Below are 15,279 nucleotides of genomic sequence, written 5' to 3' on the forward strand. Positions count from 1 at the left end.
ACGAAGGCGACGTCCCCCCTGTCCGCCAGGAAGGCGACGCCCCCTGTCCGTCGTGCCGGCCGGCGCCTGGCGGAGGAGCCCGCCCGTGTGTCCCTGACGCCGGAACCCGGGCGGTGTCTCCATTCCGCCCGCGCCCGTCGCGGAAACGGCCACGGCGCAGAAGTCGCTTGTGCCCGGTGCTGCCCTGCAGTGGGCTGTCCCCCGTGAAGAAGAGAAGCGTCGCGTCACTGACCGCCGCCCTGACCGCGGCGGCCCTTCTGTCGGCGGGTGCGCCGGAGCAGCACGCGGTGGCCGCCGAGCCCGGTGCCGGTCGTTCCCCGTCCCGCGTCGAGGCGGTGTTCTCGCGCGGGGTGGACCTGGATACGGTGACGATCCCCGAGCTGCAGGCGCGCATGAGGCGCGGACACCTGACCCCGTCGGAGCTGACCCGGGCGTACCTCCGCCGGATCGAGACCGTCGACCCGAAGGTCAACGCGGTGCTGCGCACCAGTCCGACGGCCCTGAGCCAGGCGGCCGCCAGTGATGCCAGGCATCGCGCCGGAAAGGTCCGCGGCCCGCTCGACGGCATTCCCGTCCTGTTGAAGGACAACGTGAACACCCGGGACATGCCGACGACGGCCGGGTCGCTGGCCCTGGCCGGAAGTCCGCCCGCCACGGACGCGGAGCTGGTCCGGAAACTGCGTGCGGCGGGGGCGGTGGTCCTCGGCAAGACCAACCTGTCCGAATGGGCCAACTTCCGTGCGGCGAAACCGACATCGGGCTGGTCGGCGGTCGGCGGGCAGACGCACAACCCCTACGTCCTGGACCGCAATCCGTGCGGGTCGTCCTCCGGTTCGGCCGTCGCCGTCGCCGCCTCGTTGGCGCAGGTGGCCGTCGGCACCGAGACGGACGGCTCCATCGTGTGTCCGGCCGGGATGAACGGGGTCGTCGGCCACAAGCCCAGCCTCGGGCTGGTCAGCCGGTCGGGCGTCGTCCCGATCTCCGCCGAGCAGGACACGGCTGGCCCCCTGGCCCGCAACGTCGTCGACGCGGCGATCGCCTTCTCGGTGCTCAGCGGTCATGACGCCGCCGGTGTCACCGGCACGCGCACCAGTACCGGCACCGCCACCACCACCGATGGTTCCCTCGGGCTCGCCGGGGCGTTTCCGCGTCCCGACTCCCTGCGCGGCAAGCGGATCGGCCTGTGGCGGCTCCCCTCGCTCGGCGCCGACGTGGACGCCTTGATGACCCGGACCGCGGTACGGCTCCGCGCCGCCGGGGCCCGGGTCGTCGAGGTGACACCGCCGTACCAGGACAGGCTCGCCGCACTCGAGTTCCCTGCCCTGCTGAGCGAGTTCCACCGGGACGTCGACGCCTACCTCGCCTCCCGCAACGGGCCTCGCGATCTGGCCGGCCTCGTCGAGTTCAACCGCGCGCACCCGGCCGAACGGACCTGTTTCGCCGGTCAGGAACTGTTCGAGCAGGCCCTCGTCGCGCCGTCGACCACGGACCCGCGCCACCGGGCCGTGCGCGCGGAGCTGAAGGACCTCTCCCGGCGTTCCATCGACGAGACCATGGCCGCCCACCACCTGGACGCCATCGCCTCTCCGACGAACCCGCCCGCCTGGACGACCGACTGCGCGCGGGGCGACAACGACGTGATCCCGTCCTCCACCCCGGCCGCTGTCGCCGGTTACCCCTCGCTGTCCGTACCCGCCGGGTTCGTCGGCGCGTTGCCGGTCGGCCTGCTCCTGATGGCGGGTGACCACCAGGACGACGCGCTCCTGGCGCTGGGGGCCTCGGTCGAGCGGCGGCTCGACGCCTGGCGTGCGCCGCGGTACCTGCCTTCGGTGACGTCCCCCGCCAGGGACTGAGGGGGGTCTCGTCGATCTGGCCGTGATCGGGGCGTCGGGCCGGTCGACCTGCCGGGACCGTCGCCGCGAGGGGGGGACGCGGGGTGCGGGGGCGGGACGCAGGAGCGGTCCCCGCGCGGCTCAGGGGTGGACCGCGCGGACCCGGTCGGCGGAGAGATGGAGTTCGTACGGCAGACAGCAGTCGGAGCTGGGGGTCGCGACGAGGGTGCCGCAGGCGCACAGCTGGTTCATTCCGCCGTCCGGGGACGCTCCGCAGCAGGCGGCGGTCGCGTGCCGCAGCTCCAGGCCGTGCGCATCGTCCGGGTTGACGACGATGTCGCCTCGCGGGCCCCGTGACGCCAACGGCTTCCCCTCCGAGTTCCGGCGCTCCCCCTGACGGGGCATCACGGGCCCGGGCGTGTCCGTGACGACCAGGGGTGCGCCGTACGGCTCCGTCTCGATCGCGTAGCAGCCCGACGGCACGGTCGCCGGCGACGGACCCGGCTCGTCGGCATCCCACCACGCGTAGGGGGGAGCGTCCGGAACGGCGGGCAGCCGTGTGAGCGGTCCGGTCAGGGCGACTCCGCATGCCGCGCACACGAACACCCTCGGCCCGGCGTCTGCGGCGGCCCCGGCCGGGCCGCTCTCGTCGCGGTCTCGCTGATCGCGCATGCGCTGACGGTACGCGGCGCTCTTCCGGGTCCTCCACGCCGCCCGTGCTCCACTGCCCCGAGGGTCCCCTCCACCGGGTCGAGGGGACCCTCGGGGCAGCACCCGGGACGAGGGGGTTCAGCCGGGCCCACCGCGCCACGCGCGACGGGGACCTCTTCCTGCACGTCATCGAGCCCGGCTGCGGCGATCTCGTCCTCATCGGCGTGACGGGTCCCCTCGCCGGGCGCGTGCTCACCGGCAACGCCGACGGCTTCTGGAGCCCGAACGTCTCCTCGGCCCGGGACTTCCCCGCCCGGTACGAGCAGTGGCTCGATCACATGGCCGCCGGGCGGGACACCCGTGTCCTGCAGCTCACCTCGCCGCGGTTCCCCGCCCGTACGCGTCACTACCGTCTCGCTCCGCGGGCCTGACCCGCGCGGGGGCGTGCGCTCCGTGACCGGGCGCCGCCCCGCGCGGGAGATGATGGGGTGGAAGGACACAGCGCGAGATCGGGAGCTTCCATGGCGCATCGGGTTCACCGCCCCCGCGAGGACGCGGAGGTCGACTTCGTCCTCAGGATGAGTGAGGTTCCGGTCCTCGCGTACTTCGTCGGGACCTGGCCCAAGGCGGTCGAGCCCAGCCGGGCGATGGACCTCGTCGTCGGTGCCGTCGCCGACGAGTACGCGGGGCGCCTGACGACCGTCCGCATCGACATCACGCGCTGTCCGGCCGCGACCGAGCGGTACGGGATCACCGGAGCCCCGTCCTACGTCCTGCTGGCGGAGGGGGAGGTGGTGGCGCACGGCACGGGACCTGCGAGCAGCGTCGAGGTCCGCGGGGTCCTGGAGGGCCACCTCTGAGAGCCGGCTCCTCCCGTACGGACGAGGGCCCCTGCGCCTTCGCGGGGCGACGGGCGCCCGCCCGGCGCCGGGACCTCCGGTCGGTGTCGTCTCAGGAGCGGGGCGGTACGGGGCCGCACAGCTGGTTGCCGGGTTCGGTCGGGTCGTCGCTGATCCAGAACTGGATCCACAGATCGATGAACTCGGTGCGGCCGAGACAGCCGTCCCCGTCCCGGTCGAGGCGGTCGAAGACGTCGCCGACGTCGACGCTCTCGCCGTGCCACGTGTCGACCAGCCGCCGGTGCTCGGCGGGGGAGATACGGCCGTCGCCGTTCTCGTCGACGGCGTCGAAGACGGTCTCGGTGGTCGCGGCGACGACCTCACCCATCGTGGGCAGCCGGTCCACCATCGCGAGGATCTCGTCCAGGTCGACCCTGCCGTCCCCGTTCGTGTCCACGTGCGCCGCGAGCAGGTCCCACCAGCCCAGCATGACCGTGTCCACGCGCGCGGCCAGTTCGGGCCCCTGCCGCACGCGGGGCAGGCGCTTCCAGCGCTCCGCGAGGGCCTGGAAGTCGCTCCGGTCGAGACGGCCGTTGTCGTCGGCGTCGAACGCGCGGAACATGTTGACCAGTTTGTCGCGCTGGAACTCACTTGCCACGGTCGGCCCTTCCGTCGGGAGGTTCCCGACGATCCTGCCCGCGAGCAGCCGCGCCCCAACGGCGCCCGGTGACACGGAAGGGCGCGCGCCGAAGGCCGCCCGCGCCCGCCCTTCCTCGCGCGCCCCGCCCCGAGCGGCCGTCACCGGTGGTGTGCGCGCAGGGTGGTGCGGAGCCGTGCCGCCCAGGCCCTCGGGTGCGTGGTGTTGCCGTTGTGCCCGCCGGGGAACGCGAGGACCGGCCGTTCGAGCAGCGCTCCCAGGCGGTGCGCGGCCCGGTGGTCGAAGACCGTGGGCGGAGTGGTGCGCCCGGCCGGTCACTCCACCGGCCAGGTGTGGGCCGGGGCGTTGAGGTGCATGAAGTCGATGTACTGGCTGGTCATGCGGCGCAGGGCAGCGGGCCGGTCGAGGTGGACGACGTCGTGGAGGTGGTGGAACATCTCCGTCTGCCACACCGCTCCGTTGCGGGCGGAGACGCAGCGCTGCTCGACGATGCCGAGCAGCGGTTCACGCCACCGCGCGTCCAGTCCCAGGGCCTCCAGGCCCCGGTGGGCGAGCGGGAGGAGTCGGCGCAGGACCAGTTCGGTCGCGGGCACCTGGCCCGTGCCGGGCCAGAAGAGTTCCGCGTCGATGCCGCGCCGTGCCGCCGTGTGCAGGTTCTCCTCGGCGGCCGCGAACGACATCCGGGTCCACACCGGACGGTCCTCGTCGACCAGGGCGCGGACGAGGCCGTAGTAGAAGGCGCCGTTCGACATCACGTCGGCCACGGACGGTCCGGCGGGCAGCACCCGGTTCTCGACGCGGAGGTGCGGAATCCCGTCGACGACCGCGTAGACGGGGCGGTTCCAGCGGTAGACCGTGCCGTTGTGGAGGGTGAGTTCGGCCAGGTGGGGCGTCTCGCCGCGGTCGAGGGTCTCCTCGGGGTCCTCGTCGTCGCAGAGCGGCAGGAGTGCCGGGAAGTACCGGGTGTTCTCCTCGAAGAGGTCGAAGACGCTGGTGATCCAGCGTTCGCCGAACCACACGCGGGGCCGCACCCCCTGGACCTTGATCTCGTCCGGCCGGGTGTCCGTGGTCTGCTCGAACAGCGGGACGCGGGTCTCGCTCCACAGTTCCTTGCCGAAGAGGAAGGGCGAGTTCGCGGCCAGCGCGACCTGGACGCCGGCGATGGCCTGGGCGGCGTTCCAGTACGCGGCGAACAGCTCGGGTGCGACCTGGAGGTGGAACTGGGTGCTGGTACAGGCCGCTTCGGGCGTGATCGTGTCCGCGTAGGTCCGCAGCCGTTCCACCCCGTCGATCTCGATGAGGAGGTCCTCGCCGCGTGCCGCAAAGATCTGGTCGTTGAGGAGGTGGTAGCGCGGGTTCTCGGACAGCGCGCCGCGGTTCACGTCCTCGCGTTCGAGGGTCGGGAGGGTGCCGATCATGACCAGGTGCGCGCCGATGGCGGCGGCCTTCTCCTCGGCGTGGTTCAGGGCGCCGCGGATCTCCTCCTCCCATGTGTCGGGGCCGCCCTCGGCGAGGCGGCGGGGCGGGATGTTGATCTCCAGGTTGAACCGGCCCAGCTCGCTCGACCAGGCGGGGTCGGCGATGGCCCCCAGGACCTCCGAGCCGCGCATGGCGGGTCTGGCGTTCTCGTCGACGAGGTTCAGCTCGATCTCGAGGCCGACCCGCGGCCAGTCCGCGTCGAAGCGCGCCTCGCGCAGCATCCGGGCGAGGACGTCGAGGGAGGCGTGCGTCCTGTCACGGAAACGGCGACGGTCGTCACGTGTGAACGTCAGTGCCGGGACGTCGCGACCCATCGGATCCTCCCGGGGCTCGGCGGCGCGGATCCTCCTCTCCTCAGCGTGCCACCAGGAGGCGGGCCGCGCCCGGTGCGGGCCGCCCCGGCCCCCGGCCGGGACGGAAGGCCCAGGTGGAGGGCCGGGCGCCTGCTGCGCTCCGCAGCCTGCGGCCCGCGGCCTTCGGACGGAGACTGGAGGACGGAGGGACGGGCGGCGGCACGAGACGTTTCCCGGGTCTTCACACGGAACGCCTTCCAGATTGACATGCTCACTCCTAGCCTGCCGGTTGCACCGCTCCCGTAGTCATCACCCTCAACCGGAGGTAGCCGTGTCCGGCGCGCCCAGAAAACGCCGCACCGCCCTTCTTTCCGCCCTCGGTCTCGCGGCCGCGTCGATCGGCCTGTGGGCCGGTTTCGGCGGCACGTCGCAGGCCCAGGCGGCGGCGACCGTCCCCACCCCCGACCACGTGGTCGTCGTGGTCTTCGAGAACCACGCCTACAGCCAGGTCATCGGCAGCTCCAGCGCCCCGTACATCAACTCGTTGAAGAGCGGCGGAGCCAACCTCACCCAGTCGTACGCCGAGACCCACCCCAGCCAGCCCAACTACTTCGCGATGTTCTCGGGCTCCACCCAGGGCATCACGGACGACTCCTGTTACACGCCGGGCTTCTCGTCCGCGCCGAACCTGGCCTCCGAGCTGATCGCCGCGGGCAAGACCTGGAAGAGCTACAACGAGACGCTGCCCAGCCAGGGGTCGACCACCTGCAGCAGCGGCAAGTACGCGCGGAAGCACAACCCGTGGTTCGGCTTCTCGAACGTCCCGACCTCGTCGGCGTACACCATGGCCCAGTTCCCGACCGACTACACCACGCTGCCGCAGGTGTCCTTCGTCGTCCCGAACCTGTGCAACGACATGCACGACTGCTCCGTCGGCACCGGTGACACCTGGCTGAAGAACAACCTGGGCGCCTACGCGACCTGGGCGAAGACCCACAACAGCCTCCTCGTCGTCACCTTCGACGAGGACAACCGGCTCGCCGGGAACAAGATCGCGACCGTCCTCTACGGCCAGCGGGTGGTCCCGGGCTCGACGTCCTCGACCACGTACAACCACTACAACCTGCTGCGCACCGTCGAGGACATGTACGGCACCACGCACGCGGGCCAGGCAGCCAACGCCGCCCCGATCACCGGCATCTGGACGCCCTGACGTGTACGTGGCGGACAGTCGCAGCAACCCCGCGACGGCCGCGACGGCCGCCGCCCGGGACCTCGGTCCCGGGCGGCGCGCCGCCGTCGCACCGACCGTGCTCGCGCTCGGCACGGTCAGCCTCGTCACGGACGTGTCCTCGGAGATGGTCACGGCCGTGCTGCCGCTCTACCTGGTCACCGGGCTCGGCCTCTCGCCGCTCGGTTTCGGCCTGCTCGACGGCGTGTACAACGGTTTCAGCGCGCTCGTACGGCTCGTCGGCGGCCATCTCGCCGACCGCGGCGGCCGGCACAAGACGGTGGCGGCGCTCGGCTACGGCCTCTCCGCGCTGTGCAAGCCCCTTCTCCTGGTGGCGGGTTCGCTGCCGCTGATCGGCGCCGTGCTGGCCGCCGACCGCACCGGCAAGGGCCTGCGGACCGCGCCGCGCGACGCGCTGATCTCGCTCGCGTCGCCGGAGGAGTCGCGCGGCCGGGCGTTCGGGGTGCACCGGGCGATGGACACCGCGGGCGCCCTGATCGGCCCGCTGGTCGCCTTCCTGATCCTCCGACAGGCGGCGGACGGTTACGACGCCGTGTTCACGGTCAGCTTCAGCGTGGCCGCGGTCGGCGTGCTCGTCCTGCTGCTCTTCGTACCGTCTCGGCCGCCGCTCCCCCGGCCCGTGACGGGCCCGGCGTCCGGCGGAGCGCCGCGCGCCTCGCTCAAGGCCGCGCTCGGTCTGCTCCGGGTCCCCGATGTGCGCCGACTCGCCTTGTCCGCGCTGTTGTTGGGGCTCGCCACGGTCAGCGACTCGTTCGTCTACCTGTTGTTGCAGCGCCGGCTCGGCGTCACCGACCACTGGTTCGCGCTGCTGCCGCTCGGCACCGCCGCCGCCTTCCTCCTGCTCGCCGTCCCCCTGGGCCGGCTCGCCGACCGGGTCGGCCGCCGTCGGGTGTTCCTCGGCGGCCACGCCGCCCTGCTGCTCGTGTACGGGACGCTGCTCAGCGGCTGGCAGAGCCCGGCACTCCCCTGGCTGGTCCTGGCCCTGCACGGCGGGTTCTACGCGGCGACCGACGGCGTCCTGATGGCGGCGGCGGCCGGCTGCGTACCGCCCGAACTCCGCTCGTCGGGGCTCGCGCTGGTCCAGACGGGGCAGGCGCTCGCCCGGTTCGGCTGCTCGATCGCGTTCGGCGCGGCCTGGACCGCGTGGGGCGACCGCTGGGCGATCGGAGCGGCGACGGCCGCGCTCGCGGTGTGCGCGACGGCGGCGTTCGCCCTGCGGCCCACGGCCGTGAACACGGGCCCGGGCGCCGCCACGCCCCCGGCCAACGGCACGGTTTCGGAGGAATCACCCGTATGACCCTGCGCGGCAAACTGTTCGTCCTGCTCGCGGCGATCGCCCTGCTCGGCGGTGTGGCCGCCACGTCGCTGCTGCACGCGGCCGACCGGGCCGCCGAGAAGGACCGCCCCCAGGCGGGCGGCCCCGCGATCACGTCCGGACGGGTCTCGCTCGCGAGCGGTGCCGGTCGCCGGATCGTCTTCCGCAACATGGCATGGGGCCCGCACCGCGACGAGCTGGTCACCGTGCCGGCCGGCGCCCCCACCGGTCCGCGGACCGCGTCGGGGACGAAGTGCCTGCGGTTCCACGCGGCCGGCGGCACCGGGATCTGCCTGCAGGCCGTACGCGGCGCGGTGGAGGACGGCTACCGCGCGGTCGTCGTCGACTCGGCCCTCGGGGAGCGGGCCCGCTATCCGCTGCCCGGCATCCCGACCCGCGCCCGGGTCTCGCCGTCGAGGCGGCTGGTGGCGTGGACGGTGTTCGTCGGGGGCGACTCGTACGCGAGCGCGGGCTTCTCCACCCGTACCGCCGTCCTGGACACGTCGACGGGGCGGCTCACCGCGTCCCTGGAGGAGTTCCGGGTGGTGAAGGACGGCAAGGACCACCACGCCGCCGACACCAACTTCTGGGGCGTCACCTTCTCCCGCGACGACCGGCACTTCTACGCGACCATGGCGACCGCCGGCCGGACCTACCTGGTGCGCGGCGACCTGGCGGCCCGTACCGTCACCACGCTCCACGAGAACGTCGAGTGCCCGTCGCTCTCCCCCGACGAGACCCGGGTCGTCTACAAGAAGCGCGTCGCGGGCGCCCCGGCCGACGCGCCCTGGCACGAGTACGTCCTCGACCTCGCCACCCTGCGGGAGACCGCGCTCGCCGAGTCCCGCAGCGTCGACGACCAGGCCGTCTGGCTCGACGACCGCACGGTGTCCTACTCCCTGCCGGGCGACTACGGCGCCGACCTCTACACCGTCCCGGCCGACGGCTCGGGCGCTCCGAAGCGCCTGATGACGGCGGCGCTGGCGCCGGCGTTCCTGGGGTGACGGGGCGGCGGTCCGGTGCCGGGGTCACATGAGGACCGGTTCCTCGCCCCGGACGTGCAGGTGGCCCTCGGTCGGAAACAGGGGCGGCCGGGCGGGCGGGACCGCTTCGAGGCCGAAACCGCATCGGTCGGCCACGCGGCACGACGCGGAGTCGTCCACCGCGCGGAAGAGCTCCAGCCGCACCACCCGCGGTGCGGGCTCCCCGGTCATGACCCACCGGACGGCCGCTTCCAGAGCGCGGGAGGCCAGGCCCCGGCCACGTGCCTCGGCCGCGGTCCAGTAGCCCGCTTCCGCGGCGCCGTCGCCCTTGGGTTTCACGCTCACGTGGCCGACCGGGGGGGCCGAATCCCGTGCCGTCGTCCGCCAGGACGGCGAAGGCGAAGCGGGCTCCGGCGGCCCAACCCTGGCGGCGTGTCGACCGGAATCGGGGACGTTGGACTCGTTCCACGTCCTGGTGCGCTGGAAGGTGACACCACGTCGGATCAGTGGGCGGCGCAGGGCCTCGCGACCGATGCGGATCACCCGGCCGTGGACCTGGTGCGGGCAGGCGAGCAGTTTGCGGACGGACCGGCGGGTGAAGGGCTGCCCGAGCTCGGGGGCCGGGCACCACGCCCGCGGGCACGGCGAACCGTGCCCTGGGCAGCCGCTCGACGGGGGGTTCAGTACAGGGCGGCGCCCATGGGAGAGTCTCCACCCGTGACGTACGCGCGGATCGACGCCAAGTACTCGGCACGGCTGACGAGTTCGTCTCCGTCGCCGTCCAGCGCGTCGAACGCCGCGTCGGCGTTGTCGGCCCGGTTGCCCAGCGCCCGGCGCAGCATCGTGAACTGGGCGCGATCCAGGGCGCCGTCCTGGTCCGCGTCGGCGAGGTCGAACAGCGCGCCCAGGGCGTACTGGCAGATGTTGTCGAACTTGTCGGCGTCCACCCAGGCGATGTACTCCTCGTAGGTCATCACGCCGTCGCCGTTGGCGTCCATCGCGGCCCAGGCCCGTTCGCCGGTGGTGCGGGCGGCGACGACCAGGGGGTCGTCGCCGCCGCGTCCGGTCGCCCGCTGGGCCCGATCGATGCGGACGAAGTAGTCCTGCCTGGAGGCGACTCCGTCTCCGTCCGTGTCCAGCATCGCGTAGATACGGGCCTTGGGCGCCGTGGGGTCGACCTGTGCGGTCCGGAGCTCGGTTCGCGGCAGTGCCATGTCGGATCTTCTTTCGGTCGGGGTGAGGAGCGGCCGGGCGGCGGACCGGGCTCTTCGTGGCGTCCGGCCGCGTGAACGCTCCGGCGGCCACGAAGCACGCCGGGGCGTTCACGCGCGTCACGCCGCCTGTCGTGCTTCGGGCGGGTGGGTGGTACGGCTGCGGCCGGCGTCCCGTGAGGGACCTTCCCAGCCACCGCGCCCATGATCGACGGTCGGCCCCTCCGCGGCCCCGCGACCCGCCAGGAACCGTCCGAATCGAGGCGAGTTCCCGCACCACGTGGAGGGGCCGACCGGGAGGTCCTGGTCGCGCGCGTGGCGAGGGTCCGGGCATGACACGGCTGAAGATCGAGATGTCCGTCCCCGAAAGTCATGTGGAGGCCGTGGTCGAGGCTCTCCACTCGGCTGGTGCGGGTCGGGGCGGCGCGTACGCGCGGTGCCACAGCGTCTGGACGGTGGGCGGCAGTCGGCAGGCCCTGCCCGGCTCGCGGCCGTTCCTCGGCGACGTGGGCGTCGTGCAGCGCAGCGAGGAGCGCCGGATCGAATCGGTCTGTGACGCGGAGCAGGCCGGGGCCGTTCGGCAGGCCGTCCGTGACGCGCATCCGTACGAGGATCCGGTCATCCACCTCCTGCCCCCGTACGAGCCCCGTGGGGACCGGCTTCCCGGGCCCCGTCCACGCCGTACCGTCGGGGCCCTCGGCCGGTGGGCCGCGGTCCGGCCGGTGAGCCGGCCGGACCGCGGGCCGCCGAAGGTCAGGGACGGTGCCGGAGCGGGCCCGGCCACCAGACCGCGGGGCCGATGTCCCGGACGAGGGCCGGAACCAGGAGCGACCGGACCACCAGGGTGTCGAGCAGGACGCCGAAGGCCACGATGAAGGCGATCTGGACCAGGAACGCCAGCGGGATGACGCCCAGCGCGGCGAACGTGGCGGCGAGGACGACGCCGGCCGAGGTGATGACCCCGCCCGTGGCGATCAGGCCGCGGCGCATGCCCTCGCGCGTGCCGTGCGCCGCCGTCTCCTCGCGCACCCGTGACATGAGGAAGATGTTGTAGTCGACGCCGAGGGCGACCAGGAAGACGAATCCGTACAAGGGGACGGCCGAGTCGGTCCCGGTGAACCCGAGGACGTGCTCGAACACGAGGGCGGAGACGCCCAGCGTGGCCAGGAAGTTGAGCCCGACCGTCGCCACCAGCAGGAGGGGCAGCAGCAGGGAGCGCAGGAGGCCGACGAGGATCACCAGGATGATCGCCAGCACGACCGGGACGATGAGCGCCCGGTCCCGTTCGGCGGTGACCCGGGTGTCGTACTGCTGGGCGGTGTAGCCGCCGACGAGGGCGTCGGCTCCCGGTACGGCGTGCAGGGCGGTACGGAGGCGCTCGACGGTGGCCTTGGCGGCGTCGGAGTCGGCGGCGTCCGCGAGGGTGACGTCGATCCGGACGCGCCCGTCCGCGACGAGCGGCCGTGCGGCGCCGGGGACGGCGAAGAGGACCGCGGAGTCGACTCCCTCGACCCCCCGGGCGGCGGTGCGCACCTCCTCGGCGGCCGCGTCGTCGGCGATGACGACGGCGGGGTTGCCCGCACCGCCGGGGAAGTGCTCGCCCAGACGCGCCTGGGCGGCGACGGAAGGCGCGTCCTTGACGAAGATCTCGTCGAGCGGGACGCCCTTCGAGTCGAGCGCGGGAGCGAAGGCGGCGCAGACGAGCAGGGCGGCGAGTGCGCCGGCCCAGACCCTGCGCGGCATGCGGTCGACGAGGGCGGCGACCTTGCGCCAGACGGGGTGCGCGTCGTCCCCGGAGGTCGCCTTGGGGCGGGCCGGCCAGTACGCGGCGCGCCCGAGGAGGACCAGGGCGGCGGGGAGGAACGTCACCGCGCTGAGGACGGCGCAGACGATGCCGATGGCGCCGACGGGGCCGAGCGCCCGGTTGTTGGTGAGATCGCTGAGGAGCAGGGCGAGCAGGCCGAGCGCGACCGTGGCGGCGCTGGCCACGATCGGGCCGAGGGACTGCTTCAGGGCGGCGCGCATGGCCGGGACCCTGTCCCCGTCGCGGGCGCCGAGCTCTTCCCGGTAGCGGGCGGCCAGCAGGAGGGCGTAGTCCGTCGCGGCGCCGATGACGAGGATGGACAGGATGCCCTGCACCTGGCCGTCGACCCGCACGACGTCCCGGTCGGCCAGGGCGTAGACGACGGCGCAGGCCAGACCGAGGGCGAAGACGGCGCCGACGATGATCAGCAGCGGCAGCAGGACGCTCCGGTAGACCAGGAGCAGGATCACCAGGACGGTCACCAGCGCGACGACCAGGAGGATGCCGTCGATGCCGGCGAAGGCGTCACGGAGGTCCTCCTGCGTGGCGGCGGGGCCGGTCAGCCACGCCTCGGTCCCCGGTACGGCGGCTGCCGCGGCCTCGACCTCGTCCAGCGTCCCGGGCAGCTCGTCGCCGAGGTCGGGGCGGAGCTGGACGATGCCCCGCAGGGCCTCGCCGTCCTCGGACGGGAACGCCGGGGAGGGCGTGCCGACCACTCCCGCCGTGCCTTCGAGTGAGGCCAGGGCCTTCGTGGCGGCGGCCCGGGCCGACGGCGCGAGCCGTCCTCCGCCCTCTGCCGTCCAGACGACCAGGGCCGGCAGGGTCTCCTCCTGGCGGAACGCCTCCTGCTGCCGCAGGACCAGCGTGGACTCCGCGGTGCGGGGCAGGAAGGCGGCCTGGTCGTTGGTCGCCACCTCGCCGAGCCTGCCGGCGTAGGGGCCGAGCCCTCCTCCGACGGCGAGCCAGACGACGAGCACCAGCAGCGGCAGCAGTCTGCCCGCCCACCGCAGGGATGAGGACATGAGGACTCCCCGAACATCTCTCGACAGTTGATTATCTCAATGATCGAGATGAATTGAAGCACGGACTGATCCGGTCACTGACGGGGACGACGTACGGGCGCCGCATCCCGATCGACAGCATGCCTTCCGCGCAGCGGTCCGGTGCGGATGCGGCGCCGGGGAATCCGCGCTCGCCGCGCCCGGGCGGGTGCCCGGCGGGGGGACCGCTCCGGACGCCGCCGGCGTCAGCGGCGGGGGGCCCGCAGTTCGCCGAGCTCCTCGTTCAGGGCGTCCAGATAGCGCAGGACGACCGCGAGTTCGTCCTCCGTGAACCGGTCGCGCGCACGGTCCGCCGCCTGCGCGAGCGGCATGAAATGGGCCCGCGCCGCCGCCCGGGCTCCCTGGACGTAGTGGATGCGCACCACGCGCCGGTCGTCGTCGGCCCTGCCGCGACGGATGTGGCCGGCCTTCTCGAGACGGTCGAGGCAGGCGGTCACCGCGCCGGAGGTCAGGCCGAGGTGCTCCCTCAGCAGTCCGGGCGTGGCCGTGTCGGGGTGGTCGAGCACGAACGAGAGCGCGTGGACGTCGGTGGGGTGCAGGTCCTCGGCGGAGGCGAAGCCATGGACCAGACGGTTCACCTCACCGATGGTCCGGCGCAGGGCGACCGCGAACTTCTGCGGACCGACCCTGCTCCCGTCGTCCGTCACGATCGCCCCCACATGCCCGTCGTCCACGCGGCCAGCCTATGCGGACCTCGGGGGGAACACGGAACCAGCCGCCCTCCAGCCGCTCCCCGGCCCCCCCTCCGGCCGCTCTCCGGCCCGCTCGTCCGCGCGGGCCGCCCGGGGCGTGTCCTCCCGTCCTCCGGTCGTCGAGCGGCGGCGCGGAGGCGGCCCGTCTGCGGACGACGCCGCCGGTACCCCGCGCCGGTGTGGGCGAGCCGGGCGGGGGAGGGCTCATCCACGCTCCGGCGCGTCTCCGGTCGGGCCGGTGGCGGAGAAGTCGAGCGTCGCCGTCTCGATGCGACCGCCGGGGCCGAGCAGGCCGGTCTGGTCGAACGTGGACTCGCGCATGAGGCGCGGCAGTTCCCGCCGTGACACGAGGTCGACGGCGAGGGGGAAGAACGGGCGTCCGGCCTGGGCGAGCCTGAGCCACGGCGGCGCGTAGACGGAAGGGGAGCGGCGGTCGACCCCGCGGGCGATCCAGGCCGAGACCCGGTCCACCGGGTACACCCGGCGGGCAGGCGCGGGCATGTGCCCGCGCAGCTCCCGGAGGACGGTGTGGCGGTCGGCGTCGCGGATCATGTCGGTGTCGGTCCAGTGCAGGTAGGCCACGCCCACGGCGACGCCCACGGGGGCCACTTCGGCGCGGAGGGAGCGCGCGAAGGCCTCGACTCCGGCCTTGGAGGCGCAGTAGGCGCTCATCATGGGGGCCGCGCCGAAGGCCGCCGTCGAGGCGATCTGGAGGAAGTAACCGCGCGTGGCGCGCAGCCCGGGAAGGAAGGAACGCGCGGTGACGGCGCTTCCGACGAGGTTGACCTCGATGACGCGGCGCCAGGTCCCCGGGTCGGAGCTTTCGAACGGGCCGCCTTCGGCCACACCGGCGTTGGCGACGACGACCGACGGGGCCCCGAGGTGCCGGGCCACGTCGTCCGCGGCCCAGCGCATGGCGGCGTCGTCGGTGACGTCGACCTCGACGACGTGGCTCTTCGTGGGGAGGGTCGTGGCGACCGCCTCCAGGGTGGCGGCCTCCCGGCCGAGCAGGGCGATGTTCATCCCCCGCTCGGCGAGCCGGTGGGCCAGACCGGCGCCCAGTCCGCGGGCGGCCCCCGTGATGACGGCGGTGCGCCCCCGCAGCTCCCGTGAACGGTTCATGATGCCTCCGTGAGGGGCCGGGCGCGGCGGGTGGTGGCATCCACTCGGTGCACCGCGGCGAGGTGGTGGTCGACGGGACGTTCGTCC

At 73.5% G+C, this 15,279-nt stretch carries 14 protein-coding genes; 6 read left to right on the forward strand and 8 right to left on the reverse strand.

Annotated elements, in window-relative coordinates; genetic code table 11:
- The first annotated feature begins 203 nt into the window (after positions 1-203).
- On the forward strand, positions 204-1,853 hold the full coding sequence (locus ACZ66Z_RS20915; RefSeq protein WP_469935992.1) for an amidase family protein: 1,650 nt from the start codon (positions 204-206) through the stop codon (positions 1,851-1,853).
- A 120-nt stretch (positions 1,854-1,973) separates the two neighbouring features.
- Here the strand turns inward: ACZ66Z_RS20915 and ACZ66Z_RS20920 are convergent, their stop codons facing one another.
- Positions 1,974-2,504, reverse strand: a complete 531-nt coding sequence (locus ACZ66Z_RS20920; RefSeq protein ID WP_469935994.1) for a hypothetical protein — start codon at positions 2,502-2,504, stop codon at positions 1,974-1,976.
- A gap of 44 nt (positions 2,505-2,548) precedes the next feature.
- On the opposite strand from ACZ66Z_RS20920, the gene ACZ66Z_RS20925 reads away from it, so the two are divergent.
- A complete protein-coding gene (locus tag ACZ66Z_RS20925) occupies positions 2,549-2,914 on the forward strand; it encodes a hypothetical protein (protein ID WP_469935996.1) in 366 nt (121 codons plus the stop codon).
- A gap of 90 nt (positions 2,915-3,004) precedes the next feature.
- The gene (locus ACZ66Z_RS20930) at positions 3,005-3,343 is read left to right on the forward strand and encodes a thioredoxin family protein (protein WP_469935998.1); all 339 of its coding nucleotides are present in this window, start codon (positions 3,005-3,007) and stop codon (positions 3,341-3,343) included.
- Between the two features lie 91 nt (positions 3,344-3,434).
- On the opposite strand, the gene ACZ66Z_RS20935 is transcribed toward ACZ66Z_RS20930, so the two are convergent.
- Together ACZ66Z_RS20935 and ACZ66Z_RS20940 are read right to left on the reverse strand one after the other, a co-directional pair.
- Positions 3,435-3,980 carry an EF-hand domain-containing protein gene (locus ACZ66Z_RS20935; protein ID WP_469936000.1) on the reverse strand — a complete coding sequence of 182 codons (546 nt, stop codon included), beginning with the start codon at positions 3,978-3,980 and terminating at the stop codon, positions 3,435-3,437.
- Positions 3,981-4,294: 314 nt separating this feature from the next.
- Positions 4,295-5,773 (reverse strand): glutamate-cysteine ligase family protein, encoded by a 1,479-nt coding sequence (locus ACZ66Z_RS20940; RefSeq protein WP_469936002.1) that lies wholly within the window; start codon positions 5,771-5,773, stop codon positions 4,295-4,297.
- 310 nt (positions 5,774-6,083) lie between these two features.
- Between ACZ66Z_RS20940 and ACZ66Z_RS20945 the strand changes: the two genes are divergently transcribed.
- Genes ACZ66Z_RS20945 through ACZ66Z_RS20955 form a run of 3 tightly spaced genes read left to right on the forward strand, consistent with a single transcriptional unit; the run spans position 6,084 to position 9,323 of the window.
- Positions 6,084-6,965 (forward strand): alkaline phosphatase family protein, encoded by an 882-nt coding sequence (locus ACZ66Z_RS20945; protein WP_469936004.1) that lies wholly within the window; start codon positions 6,084-6,086, stop codon positions 6,963-6,965.
- A 1-nt stretch (position 6,966) separates the two neighbouring features.
- Positions 6,967-8,301, forward strand: coding sequence for an MFS transporter (locus ACZ66Z_RS20950; RefSeq protein ID WP_469936006.1), 1,335 nt, complete (start codon positions 6,967-6,969; stop codon positions 8,299-8,301).
- A complete protein-coding gene (locus tag ACZ66Z_RS20955) occupies positions 8,298-9,323 on the forward strand; it encodes a TolB-like translocation protein (RefSeq protein ID WP_469936008.1) in 1,026 nt (341 codons plus the stop codon). The genes ACZ66Z_RS20950 and ACZ66Z_RS20955 overlap by 4 nt, the downstream gene beginning before the upstream one ends.
- Before the next feature lie 24 nt (positions 9,324-9,347).
- Here ACZ66Z_RS20955 and ACZ66Z_RS20960 read toward each other — a convergent pair whose 3' ends face one another.
- From ACZ66Z_RS20960 to ACZ66Z_RS20980, 5 genes are all read right to left on the reverse strand, one after another.
- Positions 9,348-9,845 carry a GNAT family N-acetyltransferase gene (locus ACZ66Z_RS20960; RefSeq protein WP_469936010.1) on the reverse strand — a complete coding sequence of 166 codons (498 nt, stop codon included), beginning with the start codon at positions 9,843-9,845 and terminating at the stop codon, positions 9,348-9,350.
- A 137-nt stretch (positions 9,846-9,982) separates the two neighbouring features.
- Positions 9,983-10,516 carry an EF-hand domain-containing protein gene (locus tag ACZ66Z_RS20965; protein WP_469936012.1) on the reverse strand — a complete coding sequence of 178 codons (534 nt, stop codon included), beginning with the start codon at positions 10,514-10,516 and terminating at the stop codon, positions 9,983-9,985.
- A gap of 750 nt (positions 10,517-11,266) precedes the next feature.
- Entirely contained in the window at positions 11,267-13,339 is a 2,073-nt protein-coding gene (locus ACZ66Z_RS20970) for an MMPL family transporter (protein WP_469936014.1), read from the reverse strand.
- Between the two features lie 224 nt (positions 13,340-13,563).
- Positions 13,564-14,052: a MarR family winged helix-turn-helix transcriptional regulator gene (locus ACZ66Z_RS20975; protein WP_469936016.1), complete on the reverse strand. Its 489-nt coding sequence runs from the start codon at positions 14,050-14,052 to the stop codon at positions 13,564-13,566.
- Positions 14,053-14,274: 222 nt separating this feature from the next.
- On the reverse strand, positions 14,275-15,192 hold the full coding sequence (locus ACZ66Z_RS20980; RefSeq protein WP_469936018.1) for an SDR family oxidoreductase: 918 nt from the start codon (positions 15,190-15,192) through the stop codon (positions 14,275-14,277).
- Between the last annotated feature and the right edge of the window lie 87 nt (positions 15,193-15,279).

The sequence above is a fragment of the Streptomyces sp. NPDC107498 genome (assembly GCF_055582805.1).

Excerpts from the sequence above, each read along its gene's own strand:
- ACZ66Z_RS20965 (WP_469936012.1), bottom strand. The coding sequence starts at position 10,516 with ATGGCACTGCCGCGAACCGAGCTCCGGACCGCACAGGTCGACCCCACG.
- ACZ66Z_RS20930 (WP_469935998.1), top strand. The coding sequence starts at position 3,005 with ATGGCGCATCGGGTTCACCGCCCCCGCGAGGACGCGGAGGTCGACTTC.
- ACZ66Z_RS20920 (WP_469935994.1), bottom strand. The coding sequence starts at position 2,504 with ATGCGCGATCAGCGAGACCGCGACGAGAGCGGCCCGGCCGGGGCCGCC.
- ACZ66Z_RS20970 (WP_469936014.1), bottom strand. The coding sequence starts at position 13,339 with ATGTCCTCATCCCTGCGGTGGGCGGGCAGACTGCTGCCGCTGCTGGTG.
- ACZ66Z_RS20980 (WP_469936018.1), bottom strand. The coding sequence starts at position 15,192 with ATGAACCGTTCACGGGAGCTGCGGGGGCGCACCGCCGTCATCACGGGG.
- ACZ66Z_RS20955 (WP_469936008.1), top strand. The coding sequence starts at position 8,298 with ATGACCCTGCGCGGCAAACTGTTCGTCCTGCTCGCGGCGATCGCCCTG.
- ACZ66Z_RS20940 (WP_469936002.1), bottom strand. The coding sequence starts at position 5,773 with ATGGGTCGCGACGTCCCGGCACTGACGTTCACACGTGACGACCGTCGC.